The sequence below is a fragment of the Stenotrophomonas sp. STEN087 genome (assembly GCF_056759115.1).
This window is the reverse complement of record NZ_JBRRCR010000087.1, coordinates 1-17695: the sequence shown is the minus strand read 5'-3', so window position 1 is coordinate 17695 and position 17695 is coordinate 1. Positions and strand designations below refer to the sequence as shown.

Sequence of the window (17695 nt, the reverse complement as noted above, 5' to 3'; positions counted from 1 at the left end):
GTTGTGTTCTTCGCTTTTTGCTGGTAAATGGTACCTCACCCCCGGGTGGGCGTTGGGTCCATCCCCCTTTGCTCTGTATTGGGCTCTGACCCCACCCAACCTCACGGCGCCGCGCGCAGCGCCTGCAGCAAGGCCTGGCCTGCCTTTGTATGGAACCACGCCGGGTGCCCCAGCATGAACGGCTGCCAGGCCACGTCGGCATTGGCGGTGGAGCCGGTGATGCCTTCGAAATACTCCACTTCGGACAGTGCGAAGTCGAAATGGACCATCGGCAACAGGTCGGCCAGCAGCTGCACGCGCCCGGCCGACAGCGGCAGTACCTCGCGGTAGCCCTGCAGCAGGGCCAGGGCGATGTCGATGCGCACGGCGGCGTCGCCGCGCTCCAGTTCCAGCCAGGCCACGGCGTTGCGCTCGATGGCGGTGGCCAGGTCGAACAGTGCGCTGGTGGGCGAGGCCAGGCCGAAATCCAGCGCGGTGGCCACCGCGCCGTCGGCATCCCACAGCAGGTTGGAGACGTGCCAGTCGTTGTGCGCCCACAGCCGTGGCTCGTCGCGCAGGCGCGTGGCCAGGCCCTTGTGCCAGGGCAGCACTTCCGCGCGCAGCTGTGCCTGCCAGGGAATGCGCGCCAGATAGCGGGCCAGGCCGGGGCGGTTCGGCAGGTCGGCCTGCAGCGCGGCGATGGGATCGTCGGCGCGGATCAGGTCGTCGCGCGCCACGAGGATGTGGGTGCTGCGCTGGGGCGCGTGGAAACTGGCCGAGGCCTGGTGCAGGCGCGCCAGCGTGCGCCCGGCCTGCAGTGCCTGCGCGCTGTCGGTCAGCAGCGACCACGACACCGCATCGCGGTACAGGTCCGCGCCTGCGCCGACCGCGTGCAGCTCGTAGGTCCACGGCCCATGCTCGACCGCAGTCGCGCCATCAGCGGTGGCCAGCACCTGCACCACCGGCACGCCGTGCGCGGCCAGATGGGCGATGAAACGGTGTTCTTCCTGCAGGCAGGTGGCGCTGCGCACGCTGTGGTGGTGGCGCTTGATGAACACCCGGCCCATCGCGCCCTGCACGATCGCCGCCGCCGACAGCGGGCGCGGGCTGTGCCAGTGCAGCGTGCTGTCCGCCGCCAGTGCCGGGTACTGCGTGCATAGCCACGCCACTTCGTCGGCGCGGATCGCCGGCCAGTCGGCAGCGACCTCGTCGTTGTTGAGGCCCTGCACGCGATGGGGGGAAGAAGTCATGCCGCAGCCGCTGCCCGGAAAGGAGTCACCAAGGCTGCGCATTCAACGCCATGGGCGCTGCCGGCGCAACCTGCGCTGGCAGCAACGAAAACGGGCAGATCCAGGATCTGCCCGTTGCCGGAATCATCAAGCGGCGCCGGCGCGCTTACCAGCCGCGATGACGGCCGCGGTCGTGGTAGTGGCGGCGGTCATGGCCACGGTCGTGGTACCCGCGGCTGTAACCCCGGTTGTAGCCGCGATCGTAACGACGGTTGTCGTAGCGACGGTCATAGCGGCGGTCGTGGTGATCCTTGGTGGTCAGGTTGCCGATGGCACCACCGGCCACCGCGCCACCGACGGTCGCGGTCGGGTCGCCGTTGGAGATCAGATGGCCGGCCACGCCGCCCACCACCGCACCGACGACTGTGCGCTTGTCCTTCCTCGACATCGCGCTGGCATCGCTGACCACCGCCACGCCGGCCAGCAGGGCAAGGGCCATCGCCAGGCCACGGAAGCTGATTGCGGACGTACTGATCATGTTCGGTTCTCCTGTCTGGGGCTTGCCACGGTGGGCAGGGAGGGCGGGGGCGCCCTGGCTGCCGTGCTGTCCAAACTGGGCTTCCAACATTGTCGGAACATTGCGCCTGGACGGCCTGCGGCGTGCGTATTCATCTAGCGTCATGGGCGATGAAGCGCACCTGAAAATCCGCCTGAACGGGAGCTGCAACACGCGCGGCCGACACGTTTCCTTCAGGAAAACAGGAACGGGGTCGGCAACGGGGTCGGAGCCCTTTCCTGCGGAAAGGGATCCGACCCCGCCTGGATCAATGACCCATCGCGCGCTGGGTCTGGCGCTGCTGCTCCTGGTGCTGCTGCTGGCTGTCCTGCTGCAGCACGTTCGGTGCACCCTGCACCGCGCCGCTGTTCAACGCCATGCTCTGTTCGCTGGCGGCCTTCACGTCCACCGCGGCACGCATCGCGGCCGGGTCGTTCATCGCGCCCTGCACGGCGAACAGGCGCTCGCCGTTGGTGCTGGGCACCACCGAATCGATGCGCTGCAGGCCGGCTTCGTGCGACTGCCGGGTCAGCGATGCAGCGGCCGCTTCCAGCGAATGGCGGTCCTTGAAGGTGCCGGCCGGCAGCTGCTCCAGGCTGTTCACCGCCTGGTTGTACATCGGGTTGCGCGGGTGGCGCTCGTCGTTCAGCAGCGGACGCTCGCGTGCTTCCTGCATCGCGCCCAAGGTCTTCGGGCCGATGATGCCATCCACGGCCAGGCCGTTGTCCTTCTGGAACTGGCGCACCGCCGCTTCGGTGTTGCGGCCGAACTTGCCGTCCTCGAACAGCGGCTTGCCGTCGGCACCGACATAGCCCAGGTGGCCGAGATTCTCCTGCACCTTGCGCACGCCTTCGCTGTGGTCGCCCTGGCGATGGATCTCGTTGCGTGCGGCCTGCGGTGCGGCCGCGGTGGCCTGCGCCGGCGCGTCCTTGTGCTGGCCCTGCTGCTGCGTCTGGGTGCGCGTCTCGAGCAGGTCACGCGCCTTGTGCAGCGGGTCGGAGGCGAACAGCTTCCAGTTCGGGTGGTTCTCCACCTGCTTCAGGTAGTCCTCCACCGGCATGGTGTGCACGCCCTGCTTGCCGGTGGACTGGCTGATCAGCAGCTTGTCGGTGTTGGGGTCACGCACCACCATCACGATGTGGTCGATGCCGTTCCAGTGCTCGTGCTTGGTCCTGGCCGTATCCAGGCCGATCACCATGCCTTCCTTCAGCGCACCCGGCTTGAGGATGTCGTCGCGCTGCAGCAGCACGCCCGAATCCTTGTAGGCCTGCTGCACGATGCCGCCGGAGCCGGCGAAGCCCAGCTTGATGCGGTCCGCATCACCGTAGACGGCGTGGCCGGCCTTCTGGTTGATCTCGTCCTGGGTCTTGTTGAGCATCGTGCCGACCCAGCCCGAGCAGTCCACGTAGCCCTGGTCGACGTTCTTGCCGGTGATGCCGTTGCCACGGTAGTACTGGCTGGACGGAATGTTGATGGCGTACTTGACGTCGTCGTACTTCACGCCGGCCTCGTAGGCGGCGCTGAGGCTGATGCCCGGCTTGTCCTGGTTGGCCGCGACGGGGGCAGCCACGGTGGCGGCGGTCGGTGCCGGCACCGTCTGGGTCGGGCCGGCCGGTGCCTGCACCGGGGCGCTGCGTGCCGGCGCATCGGCGCTGATCGGCGCGATGTTCTTTTCCGGAATGCTGATGCCGTCGTACTTGCGGTCGTAGTACTGGGCGAAGGTGCTGGCCAGGTCCCTGTCGTTCATCGTGCTCATTTCCGCACGCGTGTGGCCGGTCAGCGCCTGGATGTCACTGCCGATCTGGCCCATGATCCGCGGCCGCATGTTGATCACATCGCCGTGGCCATCACGCACCACGCCGAAGGTGCCGGTGGCGATGGCGGTCTGGATCGAGCCATAGCCGGCCGCACCCTGCTGGTGTGCCAGGTACAGGTCCAGGCCGGTGGGCGAGGCTTCGCCGGACAGGTACGGGTGGCCGGTGCGCTCATGGCGCTTCTGCATGTCGGCCAGGTTGCGCTGGAACATGTCCGCGGCTGCTTCGGTGTTGCGGGTCGGGTCGTACTCGTGGCCGGTCAGGCCGTACTGGCGCGCCGAGGACGGCAGGAACTGGAACAGGCCCTTGGCGTCGGTTCGGCTGTTGTGCGCGCGTTCGTCGAACTGCCCGCCGGTCTCGATGTGGGCGAAGCGCAGGAAATCCTCGCTGGAAATACCCTTGCGCTGGGCGACCTGTTCGATGATGTCGAGAACTTCCTGTTTGCTGTAGTCACGCTGTGCCATGACGTTTTCCTCTGGGGTTGATGGAGCGGCCTGGGCCGCGTTTCGCCAACCGGACTCATCCTTGAGTCATCAACATGTCGGTCAACAGGTACTGCGATGTGTGCTTACGGTGCGACGTAGGCCTTGCGGGCGGCGTCGTAGCGGTACTGGCGCGCGTCGGCGGCACCCAGCGCACGGGTCTGGCCCGGGGCGGCGATGGTGGTGCCGGTTTCGCTCACGCGGATGGCCGGCAGGTCGCTGCCCGGCACGGCCTCGAAGGCCAGCGTGCCCTGGCTGCTGACGCAGGGCATCACCGCACCGTCGTCGCAGGCCGCCGAATTGTCTTCGCCGGTGATCACGGTGCCGGCGCTGGCCCAGACCTGGCCATCCTCGGATTTCTCGTAGTCCGGGTTGAACAGCAGGATCTCGTAGCTTTCCACGCTGACGCCGCTGCTGAAGGCGCGGGTCGGTACGGCCAGCACCAGCTTGCCCGACGCCGTGCGGTGTTCCACCGGCGTGCGCTTGCTGTCCACGTCCGGCGCGCTGCCGTAGGCACCGATGGCGCCGATCCACGGTTCAGCGCCCTTGAACACCCACGGGCGGTCCGGCTTGTCGCCGGTCAGGGTGAAGGTGGCTTCGGAGAGAGTGACGCGGCTGTCCGGGCCAGCCTCGTCCTCGCCGGCCTTGCCGAACTTCTGCGGGGTGTTCCAGGCAAAGCCGGTGTAGTAGCGGGTGCCGGCCACTTCATAGGTGTGGCCGAACCAGAAGGTGGCCACGCTGCCGTTGGCCACTTCGTAGGAGACGGCGCCATCGCCGTCCACCTGGTAGATGAAGTACAGCACGCTGCCGGCATCGGGCGGCGTGGCAACGGCCGCGGGGGTCGCGGCGGCGGTAGCGGAGCTCTGCATCGGGGCAACTTCCTGTCGTGGCGCGTCGGCGCCCTGCGGTGACGCGGTCGAGGTAGAAGGGGTGCATGCGCTGGCCAGCAGCGAAACGGCAAGACCAGCCAATGCCAGACGCAATCGCGTACGGGCAGGTGCCAGGCAGACGGTGGGGGAATGGATCATGCGCCTCTCCATGGTGTGCGGGCGCTGGGCAAGACGGCCAACGCAGAAAACCGGCCACCCACGCAGGGGCAGCACGATGTAGTGATGAGCCGGTCGATTCCTTCGACCTCGCATGGGAGAGCCCATCGCGGCGGATCATGGCACAGCCGCGACGGCGATCACAGGGGGAGGCAGACGTGAAGGCGTGAGCAATCCCGTGAAACTGCAAGCCAGTTCTCAGATTTTCCCGTCACGGAGGTAGTCGAACAGTTCGGCGTCGCCCTTCAGGCCCAACTTGAGCATCGCATCGCCCTTCTGTCGGCTGATGGTGCTGACGCTCTTGTGCAGCTGCAGGGAGATTTCCTTGACCGTCATCCCGGTGCCGAGCAGGCGCAGCACTTCCACCTCGCGCGGTGACAGCGGTTTGCCATCCCCCTCGCGCATGCGCCAGCTGCCCGCTTCCTCCACCCGTTCGCGCAGGCTGCGGCTGATGTAGGACTGGCCGCGATACACCGTCTGGATGGCCTGCGGCAGTTCCTCCATCGACGAGCTCTTGTCGACCAGGCCAAGCACGCCGCAGTCCAGCACCATGCGCAGGATGGCCAGGTTGTTGGACACGCTGAGCATCAGCACCGGCAGGTCGGGGTAGCGCCGGCGGATCATGCCGATCATCGCGAAGCCATCGGCCTGGGCGCTGCCGGGCATCGAGTAGTCGGTCACCAGCATGTCGCAGGGCTGGCTGGCCAGCACGGCCATCAGCGCCTGCACGCTCTCCGCTTCGCCGACGACCCGGCCGACGCCGCTGGCCTCGATCACGGCACGGGTGCCGATGCGTACCACGGGGTGGTCGTCTGCGATGATGATGCGCAAGGTCATGCTCTAGTATGGCCTTTCGGGCAGTGCCGGCCGCGAGCTGCGCGGTACCAGGCGGGTTTCTGGGAGAACGTCGCAGATGCGGAACCGGGCAGTGCGTGGATGGGTCCTCTTGCTGGGGCTGCTGGGCCTGTCCGTGCTGGCGCAGGCCGAACCGGGCCCCCTGCCGTTGACCGTCCTGCAGCGCCAGTTCCTGGCCGCGCATCCGGTGATCGTTGCGGGCCAGTATGACAGCGGTTGGCCACCGTTCGAGGACCTGCAGCAGGGCCAGCCGACCGGGCTGGGACCAGAGTACCTGTCGCTTCTGGCTCGTCAACTCGGCGTGGAACTGCAGTTCCGTCGCTATCCGGACTGGAATGCCGTGCTGGATGCGGCATGCCGCGGCGAGATCGACGTGGTGATGAACACCGCGCTCAGTCCCGAACGCGCCCGCTGCATGGTCTATACCCGTGCGTATGTGGAAGCACCGCTGGCGATCGTCGGGCGGCCGGGTGATCTGCGCGCATCCGAAACGCCGGACCTTGACGGGCTGCGGGTGGTCATCGAACAGGACTTCATGACCGCCCCGCAGGTGCGTGCGCGCTTCCCGCGGGCCCGGCAGCTTGTCGCAAATGACACGCAGACAGCGCTCGCCATGGTCAGAGACGACAAGGCGGACGTCTTCATCGGCAATGCCTACGTCGCCACCGAACTGATCGCGCTGAGGAAGATCGACGGCGTGGTGATGCTGCGGCCCAGCGATCTGCCGCCCGAGCGCCTGCACTTCGGCGTGCCCACTGGCAGCCAGCCGCTGGCAGAAGCGCTGGATGTGGCGCTGGCGGCCAGCAGCCCCTCGCAGCGCGAGGCGTTGATGGAGCACTGGCTGCCGCCGCTGACGTGGTCGGCGTCCGCGCAGCTGGCGCTCAGCCAGGCCGAGAAGCGCGTGCTGCAGGAATCATTGAAGATCGGCTTCGCGCCCAATGCGGCACCGCTGTCCTTCGCCGACGACAACGACCAGCCCAGCGGCCTGGCCAGAGAGTACCTGCAGCGCCTGCGGCAGGCCGGTGCCCACCTGCAGGTCGACCCCAGCCACGACTGGTTCGACGTGCGAGCCAAGGCAAAGCGCGGTGATCTGCAGGCGGTGATGGGCATCCCGATCGATTCGCAGTACCTGGGCCCGGACTGGGTGTTCAGCCAGCCCTTCATCAGCGTGCCCAACGTCATCGTGACCGCCCGCGACAGCCCGGTGCTGCTGGGCCTGTCCGACCTTCAGGGCAAGCGCGTGCTGCTGTCCGACCCGGAACGGGTGCGTGGCTACGTGCTGCAGCAGGCACCGCTGGCGCGCATCATTCCCACGCGCAGTGCCGAACAGGCGATGCAGCGCCTGGCCGATGGCGAGGCCGACGCCTACGTGGGCAACCTGGCGCTGGTCGACCAGCTGCTGCGCAACCAGTTCGCCGGCCGCCTGCAGATCGCCGCCCCGGCCAACTTCAACGACGAACTGGCGCTGGCCGTCGACCGCCGCTATGCCGCACTGGCCACCACCTTCGACCGCCTGCTGCTGCAGATGACGCCGCGCGAACGCGAGGCCCTGCGCGACGACTGGCTGGCCTCCGAGTACCACCACGGCGTGCAGTGGAGCACCCTGCAGCGCTGGGGCATCCCGCTGCTGCTGATCCTGCTGAGCGGGCTGTTCGTCTATGCGCTGGGCTACTGGCGCCTGCGCCGTGAAGTGGCCGGGCGCCGGCATGTGGAGCAGCGCCTGGCCGATGTCACCGACAACCTTCCGGCCATCGTCTACCAGGCACGTCGCGCCGCCGATGGCGCACTCAGTTTTCCCTTCATCGCCGGCGACGTGCAGGCCCTGTTCGGCATCTCGCCGCAGCAGGCGATGGACGATGCCGATGCGCTGCTGCAGCGTATCGACGCGGAGGATCGCGTGCTCATCGTGCGCGGCACCGCCTTGGCCGCGCGCAGCTTCGCACCGCTGTCGTTCGAGTTCCGCGTGCGCACCGAGGATGGCAACGCGCGCTGGGTGCGCACCCAGGCGCACCCGTACTCGGCCGACGCCGGTGCGGTGACCTGGAGCGGTTACTGGGTGGACGTGAGCGAGGCGCGCGCGCAGGCCGATGCACTGGCGACGGCCAAGGTCGAGGCCGAGCAGGCGGTGGAAGCCAAATCGCGCTTCCTGGCCACCATGAGCCATGAGATCCGCACGCCGATGAGCGGCGTGCTGGGCATGCTGGAAGTGCTCTCGCATTCGCCGCTGGACCAGGAACAGCAGCGCATCATCGGGGTGATCGAGGATTCCGCACAGATGCTGCGGCAGATCCTCGATGACATCCTCGACTACTCGCGCATGGAAGCCGGCGCGCTGCGCCTGGCACCGGTGCCGATGCCGCTGCGGCCGCTGCTGGAAAGCGTGTGCCGGCTGCTGTCGGCGCAGGCCACCGCGCGTGGCCTGGACCTGCAGGTGGAGATCGATCCACGACTGGCGCAGGCGCATGAGGTCGATGGCGTGCGCGTGCGGCAGATCATCTTCAATCTGCTCAGCAACGCCATCAAGTTCACCGCGCAGGGCAGCGTGCGCCTGCAGGTGGATGTGCTCGGTGCCACCACCGAGGAGGGCAGCCAGCCGCTGCGGCTGACCGTGTCGGATACCGGCATCGGCATCGCCGACGAGCAGATCCCGCACCTGTTCGCACCGTTTGCCCAGGCCGGCGCACACATCCAGCGCGAGCACGGCGGTACCGGCCTGGGCCTGAGCATCTGCCATCGCCTGGTACAGAAGATGGGTGGCGAGATTTCCCTGCACAGCGTGCTGGGTCAGGGCACGCGGGTGGAGGTGCTGCTGTCGCTGGTGGAGGCGCGTGCCGATGACGTGCAGGCGCTGCTGTCCGAACAGGAACAGACCGCGCTGTTGCCGCCGGCGCTGCGCGAGGCCCGCGTGCTGGTGGTGGAGGACCATCCCACCAACCAGGCGATGATGGCCTGGCGCCTGCAGCAGCTGGGCGTGCCGCATGTGCTGGTGGATGACGGCCAGCAGGCGCTGGACCGCCTGTCGGTGGAGACGTTCGACCTGGTGATCACCGACTGCCGCATGCCGGTGCTGGATGGCTTCGCCTTTGCCCGCCTGCTGCGCGAACGCGAAAGCCGCAACGGCCAGCCGCGCCTGTCGATCCTCGCGCTGACCGCCAGCGTGCTCAACGATGATGCACGCCGCTGCCGCGACGCCGGCATGGACGATGTGCTGGCCAAACCGCTGTCGCTGGCCACCCTGCGGCAGGCGCTGCTGCGCTGGTTGCCGCAGGCGGCGGCACTGGAGGCGGAGCCGACGGCCGAAGCACCGGCACGGGCAAGCGATGACGCGCCTGCGCTGGAACTGCCAGACCTGGCCGCCCTGCAGCAGCGCTTCGGCTCACTGCAGGTGGCCACCCAGCTGCGTGACAGCCTGCTGCAGGCCAGCGCGGCGGACATCGCGCAGCTGCAGCGGGCGCTGGGCGAAGGTGATCGCGCCAGTGCGATCCAGCAGCTGCACCGCATGGGCGGCGCGTTGGGGTCGGTGGGCGCGCGTGGCCTGGCCGAGCGCGCGGCGGCGCTGGAACAGCAGCTGCAGCAGGCCAGCGATGCCGATGCGGCGCCGGTGCTGCAGCAGATCGGCCAGTTCGTGCAGCACCTGCAGCAGCAGCTGCAACGGCTGGCAGGCTGAGTGGCCGGCTACTGCGATGCCTGCTCCTGCAGGTAGGCGATCACCAACGCGCGGCGTTCGGCACTGGGGAAGGCGTTGTACATGCGCGTGCCCGGCACCACGTGGGTGGGCGACTGCAGGAAGGTATCCAGGGTCTGCGCGCTCCACACGAAGCCGGCGCGGCGCATGCCGTCCGAATAGGCGTAGTCGGGCAGGCTGCCGGCGCGGCGGCCGATCACCCCGTGCAGGTTGGGGCCGAAGCGGTGGATGCCACCGGCCTTGACCGTGTGGCAGCCGGCGCAGATCTCGAAGGCCTGCTGCTGGGCCTGCAGCCGCGCCTGTGCTGGCGTCAGCGGTTCCGATGGCGTGCGCTGGCAGGCGCTGGCCACCAGGACGAACGTCAGCAGCAGGGGCAGGCGAAGGGCGCGCATGGGCGGGCAGGATAACGGTGCGCCCGCGGCAGCGGGCTGCGACATGCGGTCGCAGCCCGGCGCCATCACATGCCCGAGTAGTTCGGGCCGCCGCCGCCCTGCGGGGTCACCCAGACGATGTTCTGGGTCGGGTCCTTGATGTCGCAGGTCTTGCAGTGCACGCAGTTCTGCGCGTTGATCTGCAGGCGCGCGCTGTCACCTTCGCCGACGAATTCGTACACACCGGCCGGGCAGTAGCGCGCTTCCGGGCCGGCGTACTCGGCCAGGTTCACCTGCACCGGCACGCTGGCATCCTTCAGCGTCAGGTGGCTGGGCTGGTTCTCGTCGTGGTTGGTGCTGCTCAGGAACACCGAGCTGAGACGATCGAAGGTCAGCACGCCGTCGGGCTTGGGATAGGCGATGCGCGTGTGCTTGGCCGCCGGTTCCAGGCAGGCGTGGTCCGGGGTGCTGTGGCGCAGGGTCCACGGCGGGTTGCGCACGCCCAGCTTGGGCAGCAGCCACTGCTCGATGCCGGTCATCAGCGTGGCCACGGTCTGGCCCTTCTTGAACCACTGCTTGAAGTTCTTGGCCTGCTGCAGCTCGGTGAACAGCCAGCTGGCTTCAAAGGCCTTCGGGTAGGCGTCCAGTTCGTCGTGCTGGCGGTCGGCGGCCAGGGCATCGAAGGCCGCATCGGCGCACAGCATGCCGGTCTTGATCGCGGCGTGGCTGCCCTTGATGCGGCTGACGTTGAGGTAGCCGGCCTCGCAGCCGACCAGCGCGCCACCGGGGAACACCGTCTTCGGCAGCGACATCAGGCCACCGGCGGTGATGGCGCGGGCGCCGTAGCCGATGCGGGTGCCGCCTTCCAGGTGCTTGCGGATGGACGGGTGGGTCTTGAAGCGCTGGAATTCCTCGAACGGGCTCAGCCACGGGTTCTTGTAGTCCAGCCCGACCACATAACCGACGGCGACCTTGCCGCCGTCGGCGTGGTACAGGAACGCGCCGCCGTAGGTGTCGTTGTCCAGCGGCCAGCCGGCCGCATGCACCACCAGGCCCGGCTCGTGCTTGGCCGGGTCGATCTGCCACAGCTCCTTGATGCCGATGCCGTAGGCCTGCGGGTCCTTGCCTTCATCCAGCTTGTAACGGGCGATCAGCTGGCGGCCGAGGTGGCCGCGCGCGCCTTCGCCGAAGATCGTGTACTTGGCATGCAGGGCCATGCCGCGCTCGAAGGCCGGGCCGATGCTGCCGTCCTTCTCGATGCCCATGTCGCCGGTGGCCACGCCGATCACTTCACCGTTGTCGCCGTACAGCACTTCGGCGGCGGCGAAGCCGGGGAAGATCGCCACTTCCAGCGCTTCGGCCTGCTGCGCCAGCCAGCGGGTCACTTCACCCAGGCTGATGATGTAGTTGCCTTCGTTGTGGAAGCACTCCGGCAGCAGCGCGTTGGGCGTGCTGCGCGCGCCGGTCTCGCTCAGGAACAGGAACTCGTCGCGGGTGACCTTCTGCTTCAGCGGTGCGCCGCGCTCGGCCCAGTCCGGGAACAGTTCGGTCAGGGCGCGCGGGTCCATCACCGCGCCGGACAGCACGTGCGCGCCCGGCTCGGAGCCCTTTTCCAGCACGCACACCGACAGCTCGCGGCCGGCTTCCACCGCGCGCTGGCGCAGGCGGATCGCGGTGGCCAGGCCGGCCGGGCCGGCACCGACGATCACCACGTCGAATTCCATTACTTCACGCGGGGGCAGGGCGTTGGCTTCAGCGCTCATCGATTGCATGACTCGTGGGTAGGGCCGGCATCGGGGCCACCGGCGGTGCCTGGGAATCGCGCGTGCGGCCACGAGCGAAACGGTTGTTTGAATGTGTCAGGGTACCGGGCCGCGCGTGATCGAGCTAGATAGACGCCGTTCACCGCACGATTGCTGCAGCGCAGCGTAATGTCCCGGCCCCGAATGACCGACAATGGCCCGGTCCTGACTGCGCGTGAGTGCCATGGCTTTGCATCCGTACGATCTGTTCGATGTCCGTTCCCTGCTCAGCGAGGAAGAGCGCGCGGTGCAGGACAGCGTGGCCCGCTTCACCAACGAGCGCGTGCTGCCGATCATCGGCGATGCCTTCGACCAGGCCCGCTTCCCCGAGGAGCTGGTGCCGGAGGTGGCGGCACTGGGCCTGCTCGGCGCGACCCTGCCGGCCGAATACGGTGGCGGCGACCTCGGTGCGGTCAGCTACGGCCTGATCTGCCAGGAGCTGGAGCGCGGCGATTCCGGTCTGCGCAGCTTCGTGTCGGTACAGAGCTCGCTGTGCATGTACCCCATCTACGCCTACGGCAGCGAGGAACAGCGTCGCCAGTGGCTGCCGGCGATGGCGCGCGGCGAGCTGATCGGCTGCTTCGGCCTGACCGAGGCGCACGGCGGCTCCGACCCGGCCAGCATGAAGACCCGCGCGGTGCGCGACGGCAGTGACTGGCGCATCAGCGGCAGCAAGATGTGGATCACCAGCGGCCCGGTGGCCGACCTGGCCATCGTCTGGGCGCAGACCGAGGACGGCATCCAGGGTTTCGTGCTGGAAAAGGGCATGGCCGGCTTCACCACGCAGGAGATCAAGCACAAGATGAGCCTGCGCGCCTCGCTGACCGGTGCGCTGTACTTCGATGACGTGCGCGTGCCCGACAGCCACCGCCTGACGAACGTGAAGGGCCTGAAGGGCCCGCTGGGCTGCCTGACCCAGGCCCGCTTCGGGATCAGCTGGGGCCCGATCGGTTCGGCCATCGCCTGCCTCGATGAGGCGCTGGGCTACGCCAAGGAGCGCGTGCTGTTCGGCCGCCCGCTGGCGGCCACCCAGAGTGCGCAGATCAAGCTGGCCGAGATGGCCCGCCGCATCACCACCGCACAGCTGCTGGTCCTGCAGCTGGGCCGCCTGAAGGAAGCCGGCCAGCTGCAGCCGCAGCAGGTCAGCCTGGCCAAGTGGAACAACTGCCGCATGGCGATCGATATCGCCCGCGAATGCCGCGACCTGCTGGGCGGCGCGGGCATCACCACCGAGCACGTGGCGATCCGGCATGCGCTGAACCTGGAATCGGTGATCACCTATGAAGGCACCGAGACCGTGCACCAGCTGGTGATCGGCAGGGAGCTGACCGGGATCAGCGCGTTTTGACGGCTATCCACGCATGGCGTGGATCTACTGACATCCACGCATGGCGTGGATCTACTGCAGATGCCGGCCGTGCGCGGGATCACGCGCCGCCGGCAAACCCGTGCTGGCGCCAGGCCTCGTACATCACCACGGCCACGGTGTTGGACAGATTGAGGCTGCGGTTGTCCGGGCGCATTGGCAGGCGCAGGCGGCGGCCTTCGGGCAGGGCATCGAGCAGGTCCTGCGGCAGGCCGCGGCTTTCCGGCCCGAACAGGAGGGCATCGCCTTCTTCGAACCCGACGCTGTCATAGCGCACGCTGGCCCGGGTACTCAGGGCGAACAGCCGCTTGGGCGCGATGCGCGCCAGCGCGGTGTCCAGGTCGGGGTGCACCTGCAGGCGCGAATACTCGTGGTAGTCCAGCCCGGCGCGCTTGAGCTGCTTGTCTTCCAGTGCGAACCCGAGTGGTTCGACCAGGTGCAGCTGCGCGCCGGTGTTGGCGCAGAGCCGGATCACATTGCCCGTGTTGGGCGGGATTTCCGGTTGGAACAGGATCACGTGGAACAGGGGCGCGGCATTCATCGCTGCAGTGTACCTGCGACCGATGCCGCCATTACGGCGCACGCCCTGCACGGGGCAGGGCGGACGCCGCTTACGGGCGCAGCAGGACCTGGGCGGTTTCGGTGGCCAGGGCCTGCAGATCGGCAGAACTCGGGCGCACCTGCAGGGCCGGCAGGTTGGTGATGACCTGGTTGGCGACGCTGGCGGCGGCGGCGGCCAGGGTGGCGGCGTAGCGCTGGGCTTCCAGCTCGGCGGCCAGGGCCACGCGCTGTTCCAGGCTCGGGCGCACTTCGACGGCGGCCAGGGTGGTGATCGGCAGGGCGGCAGCGACCGGGGCGGCGATGAAGCCGTCGCGCTCGGCCAGCTGGTCGGCGCTGGGGCGCACTTCCACGGTGGCGAGGGTGACGATGCCGCTGGCCTGTTCCCAGGCCTGCTGGGCCAGCTGGTCGGCGGCCGGGCGGACCTGCACGGTGGACAGGGTCTTGATGGATTCGGAGGCCTGCACCGACGAAACAACCGCGGTGCCGGCAATCAGGGCGATGGCGATGGCAATGGTCTTGGTGTTCATGACGGGGCCTGTTTAGTGTTGGTGAGCGGTGGTGTGGTAGTAAGGTAGTACACCGATTCGGGGCTTGCAAGGAAAATTTTCAAATCCCTGCTTTTGTTCAGCATCCAGTCATTTTTGATCTGAAGCCCTTCCTGGCACGGGAGATACAAAGCAATCCCCGTGCCAACTACAGGCCATTGATTTGAAAGGGTTTCGAGGCGAGTGAAGAGTGTCCGCAGGGCGGACACCTGTCCGTTCGAACGGCGGTGGACACTGTCCGGACCATGAACCGGGCGGGCCGTGACCGCATCGAAGCGGGCCGGGGAGGCCCTCGGCGGCAAACACCCCCAGTGACTGGTGGCCGATACCGGCCCCCGCGCCCGCGCGCTAGGATCGCGATTCACCAACGTGACCAAGGATCCGGAAATGTCTCTCGCCCTGCGCCCGCGCACCGCGCTGCTGGCCGTCGCCCTCAGTACCGCCCTCGGCACGCTTGCGCCGACCGCCGCACTGGCGGCCAAGCCGGCCGCCGCCACCAAGGTCGATATCCCGTTCGAGCAGTTCACCCTGCCCAACGGCCTGCGCGTGATCGTGCATACCGACCGCAAGGCGCCGATCGTGGCGGTCAACATCTGGTACCACGTGGGCAGCAAGGACGAGCCGGCCGGCCGTACCGGTTTCGCGCACCTGTTCGAACACCTGATGTTCCAGAGCAGCGAGAACCACGACGGCGAGTACTTCGAGCCCTTCAAGCAGGTCGGTGCCACCGGCCAGAACGGCACCACCAACACCGACCGCACCAACTACTTCGAGAACGTGCCGACCACCGCGCTGGACATGGCGCTGTGGATGGAATCGGACCGCATGGGCCACCTCGTCGGTGCGATCGACCAGGCGGCGCTGGATGAGCAGCGCGGCGTGGTGCAGAACGAGAAGCGCCAGGGCGAGAACCAGCCCTATGGCCAGGTGTGGGAGAAGATAAACCGTTCGCTGTACCCGGTCGGCCACCCATACCACCACAGCGTCATCGGTTCGATGAACGACCTCAACGCCGCCTCGCTGGATGACGTCAAGACCTGGTTCCGCACCTGGTACGGCCCCAACAACGCGGTGCTGGTGCTGGCCGGCGACATCGACCTGGCCACCGCCAAGGAAAAGGCCGCCAAGTACTTCGGCAGCATTCCGGCCGGCCCGACCATGGCCCAGCCGAAGGTGGACGTCGCCAAGCGCGATGCCGACACCCGTGAAGTGATGACCGACAAGGTGCCGCAGGCGCGCATCTACCGCGCCTGGAACGTGGCCCAGGTCGGCACCACCGACATCGACCAGCTGCAGCTGCTGGGGCAGATCCTCGGTGGCGCCAAGTCCTCGCGCCTGAGCCAGCGCCTGCAGCACCAGGACAAGCTGGTGGACAACATCAGCGCCGGTGCCTACGGCTCGCAGCTGGGCTCCAACTTCATGGTCATGGCGACCGTGAAGCAGGGCCAGGACCCGGCCCAGGTCGAGAAGATCATCGATGAGGAGATCGAGCGCCTGCTGAAGGACGGCCCGACCGCCGACGAGCTGTCGCGCGCCAAGACCGGCTTCCGCGCCGGCTTCATCCGCGGCATCGAGCGCATCGGTGGCTTCGGCGGCAAGGCCGACGCGCTGGCCGAGTGCGCGGTCTACACCGGCGACCCGGGCTGCTTCCGCACCTCGCTGGCCAACATCGACAAGGCCACCGCCGCCGACCTCAAGCGCGTGGGCGCGCAGTGGCTGGACAAGGGCAGCCACACCCTGGTGGTCGAGCCGGGTGAGCGCGTCGCGCTGCAGGAAGAAGCCTCGGCCACGCCGAAGCCGTTCAACGTGCCGGCCGTGGACAGCAAGTACAGCACCCTGCCGGAACAGGTCGACCGCAAGGCCGGCGTGCCGCAGACCCGCGAGTTCCCGCAGCTGAAGTTCCCGGCACTGCAGCGCGCCACCCTGAAGAACGGCACCACCGTGGTGCTGGCCGAGCGCCACGAGATTCCGGTGGTGCAGTTCAGCTACCAGTTCCCGGGAGGCTTCACCGCCGACCAGGGCCGCAAGCCGGGCACCGCCAACTTCACCATGAACCTGATGACCGAAGGTGCCGGCAAGCTGGGTTCGCTGGCCTTCGCCGATGCTGCCGACGCGCTGGGTGCCAGCCTGGACGCGGGTGCCGGCCTGGATTCGGTGACCGTCGACCTGTCGGCACTGAAGGAGAACCTGGTGCCGTCGCTGGCGCTGTACCGCGACCTGCTGCGCGAGCCGCGCTTCGAGCAGGGCGAGATCGACCGGGTCAAGGCCTCGTGGATCGCCGGCATCAAGCAGGAGAAGGTCAACCCGAACGCGGTGGCCATGCGCGTGCTGCCGCCGCTGCTGTACGGCAAGGGCCACCCGTACGCCATTCCGTTCACCGGCAGCGGTGACGAAGCGGCGATCACCAGCCTGGACCGCGAAGACCTGGTCGACTTCCACCGCGACTGGCTGCGCCCGCAGGACGGCACCCTGATCGTGGTCGGTGACACCACCCTGGCCGAGATCGTGCCGCTGCTGGACAAGCAGCTGGGCGACTGGAAGGCCAGCGGCGATGCGCCGGTGATCAAGGCCAGCACCGCCGTGGCCGTGCCGACCGCTCCGCGCGTGTTCCTGATCGACCAGCCGGGTGCGGTGCAGGCCAACCTGTTCGCCGGCCAGGTGGTGGCGCCGTCCAGCGACACCGGCTCGACCCGCTTCGACATCGCCAACGGCGTGCTCGGTGGTGACTTCACCTCGCGCCTGAACATGAACCTGCGCGAGGACAAGCACTGGTCCTACGGTGCCCGCAGCAGCGCCAGCAGCACCGTGGGCCAGCGCCCGTGGATGGCGATGGCGCCGGTGCAGATCGACAAGACCGGTCCGGCCCTGGCGGAAATGCGCAAGGAGATCGCCGAGTTCGCCGATGGCAGCAAGCCGGCCACCGAGGCCGAGGTCAACCGCATCCGCAACATCCAGACCCTCAGCCTGCCGGGCGCCTATGAGACCGCCGCTGCGGTGGCCTCGACCATCGGCAGCATCGTGCAGTTCAAGCGCCCGGACGATTACGTGGTGCGCCGCAAGGCCGAGATCGAGGCGATGAGCCCGGCCCAGGTGCAGCAGGCCGCCGCCGCGATCAAGCCGCAGGGCCTGACCTGGGTGGTGGTGGGTGACCTCAAGCAGACCGAAGCGGCCGTGCGCGCGCTGAAGCTGGGCGAAGTGACCGTGATCGACGCCGAAGGCAACCCGGTCAAGAAATAAGGTAGAACCCGGCCCGCCATGTGGCGGGCCGGCTCCCCCCGGTAGTGGGGGGCGCGGGGCCGGCCCCCCCCCGCGACCCCCGGGGGGCGGGGCCCCCCCGGGGGGGGGCGCCCCCGCCCCCCCCCCGCGGGGCCCCCCCCCCCCCCCCCGCCCCGCGCCACCGGCGG

General features: G+C 68.4%; 12 protein-coding genes. 3 read left to right on the top strand and 9 right to left on the bottom strand.

Annotated elements, in window-relative coordinates; genetic code table 11:
• Window positions 1-101: 101 nt before the first annotated feature.
• The 5 genes from ACVOK1_RS17430 to ACVOK1_RS17410 form a co-directional block, all read right to left on the bottom strand.
• Window positions 102-1229, bottom strand: coding sequence for a phosphotransferase enzyme family protein (locus tag ACVOK1_RS17430; protein ID WP_481562793.1), 1128 nt, complete (start codon window positions 1227-1229; stop codon window positions 102-104).
• Between the two features lie 145 nt (window positions 1230-1374).
• Window positions 1375-1746, bottom strand: a complete 372-nt coding sequence (locus tag ACVOK1_RS17425) for a glycine zipper 2TM domain-containing protein (protein WP_079224772.1) — start codon at window positions 1744-1746, stop codon at window positions 1375-1377.
• A gap of 286 nt (window positions 1747-2032) precedes the next feature.
• Window positions 2033-4042, bottom strand: a complete 2010-nt coding sequence (locus ACVOK1_RS17420) for an XVIPCD domain-containing protein (protein ID WP_481562792.1) — start codon at window positions 4040-4042, stop codon at window positions 2033-2035.
• A gap of 104 nt (window positions 4043-4146) precedes the next feature.
• The gene (locus ACVOK1_RS17415; protein ID WP_164073823.1) at window positions 4147-4929 is read right to left on the bottom strand and encodes a hypothetical protein; all 783 of its coding nucleotides are present in this window, start codon (window positions 4927-4929) and stop codon (window positions 4147-4149) included.
• Between the two features lie 375 nt (window positions 4930-5304).
• Complete coding sequence (locus ACVOK1_RS17410; protein ID WP_108767314.1) at window positions 5305-5943, bottom strand: response regulator; 639 nt, start codon at window positions 5941-5943, stop codon at window positions 5305-5307.
• Window positions 5944-6019: 76 nt separating this feature from the next.
• Between ACVOK1_RS17410 and ACVOK1_RS17405 the strand changes: the two genes are divergently transcribed.
• Window positions 6020-9628, top strand: a complete 3609-nt coding sequence (locus ACVOK1_RS17405; protein ID WP_481562791.1) for an ATP-binding protein — start codon at window positions 6020-6022, stop codon at window positions 9626-9628.
• A gap of 8 nt (window positions 9629-9636) precedes the next feature.
• On the opposite strand, the gene ACVOK1_RS17400 is transcribed toward ACVOK1_RS17405, so the two are convergent.
• Together ACVOK1_RS17400 and ACVOK1_RS17395 are read right to left on the bottom strand one after the other, a co-directional pair.
• Window positions 9637-10038, bottom strand: coding sequence for a c-type cytochrome (locus tag ACVOK1_RS17400; protein WP_108767316.1), 402 nt, complete (start codon window positions 10036-10038; stop codon window positions 9637-9639).
• A gap of 65 nt (window positions 10039-10103) precedes the next feature.
• Window positions 10104-11780: an electron transfer flavoprotein-ubiquinone oxidoreductase gene (locus ACVOK1_RS17395; protein WP_481562790.1), complete on the bottom strand. Its 1677-nt coding sequence runs from the start codon at window positions 11778-11780 to the stop codon at window positions 10104-10106.
• Window positions 11781-12003: 223 nt separating this feature from the next.
• Here ACVOK1_RS17395 and ACVOK1_RS17390 point away from each other — a divergent pair, with 223 nt between their 5' ends.
• Window positions 12004-13167, top strand: coding sequence for an acyl-CoA dehydrogenase family protein (locus ACVOK1_RS17390; RefSeq protein WP_481562789.1), 1164 nt, complete (start codon window positions 12004-12006; stop codon window positions 13165-13167).
• Window positions 13168-13246: 79 nt separating this feature from the next.
• On the opposite strand, the gene ACVOK1_RS17385 is transcribed toward ACVOK1_RS17390, so the two are convergent.
• Together ACVOK1_RS17385 and ACVOK1_RS17380 are read right to left on the bottom strand one after the other, a co-directional pair.
• Window positions 13247-13726, bottom strand: a complete 480-nt coding sequence (locus tag ACVOK1_RS17385) for a tRNA (cytidine(34)-2'-O)-methyltransferase (protein WP_481562788.1) — start codon at window positions 13724-13726, stop codon at window positions 13247-13249.
• 70 nt (window positions 13727-13796) lie between these two features.
• Window positions 13797-14273: an XAC0231 family protein gene (locus ACVOK1_RS17380; RefSeq protein ID WP_481562787.1), complete on the bottom strand. Its 477-nt coding sequence runs from the start codon at window positions 14271-14273 to the stop codon at window positions 13797-13799.
• A 405-nt stretch (window positions 14274-14678) separates the two neighbouring features.
• On the opposite strand from ACVOK1_RS17380, the gene ACVOK1_RS17375 reads away from it, so the two are divergent.
• Entirely contained in the window at window positions 14679-17528 is a 2850-nt protein-coding gene (locus tag ACVOK1_RS17375; RefSeq protein ID WP_481562786.1) for a M16 family metallopeptidase, read from the top strand.
• Window positions 17529-17695 lie beyond the last annotated feature (167 nt).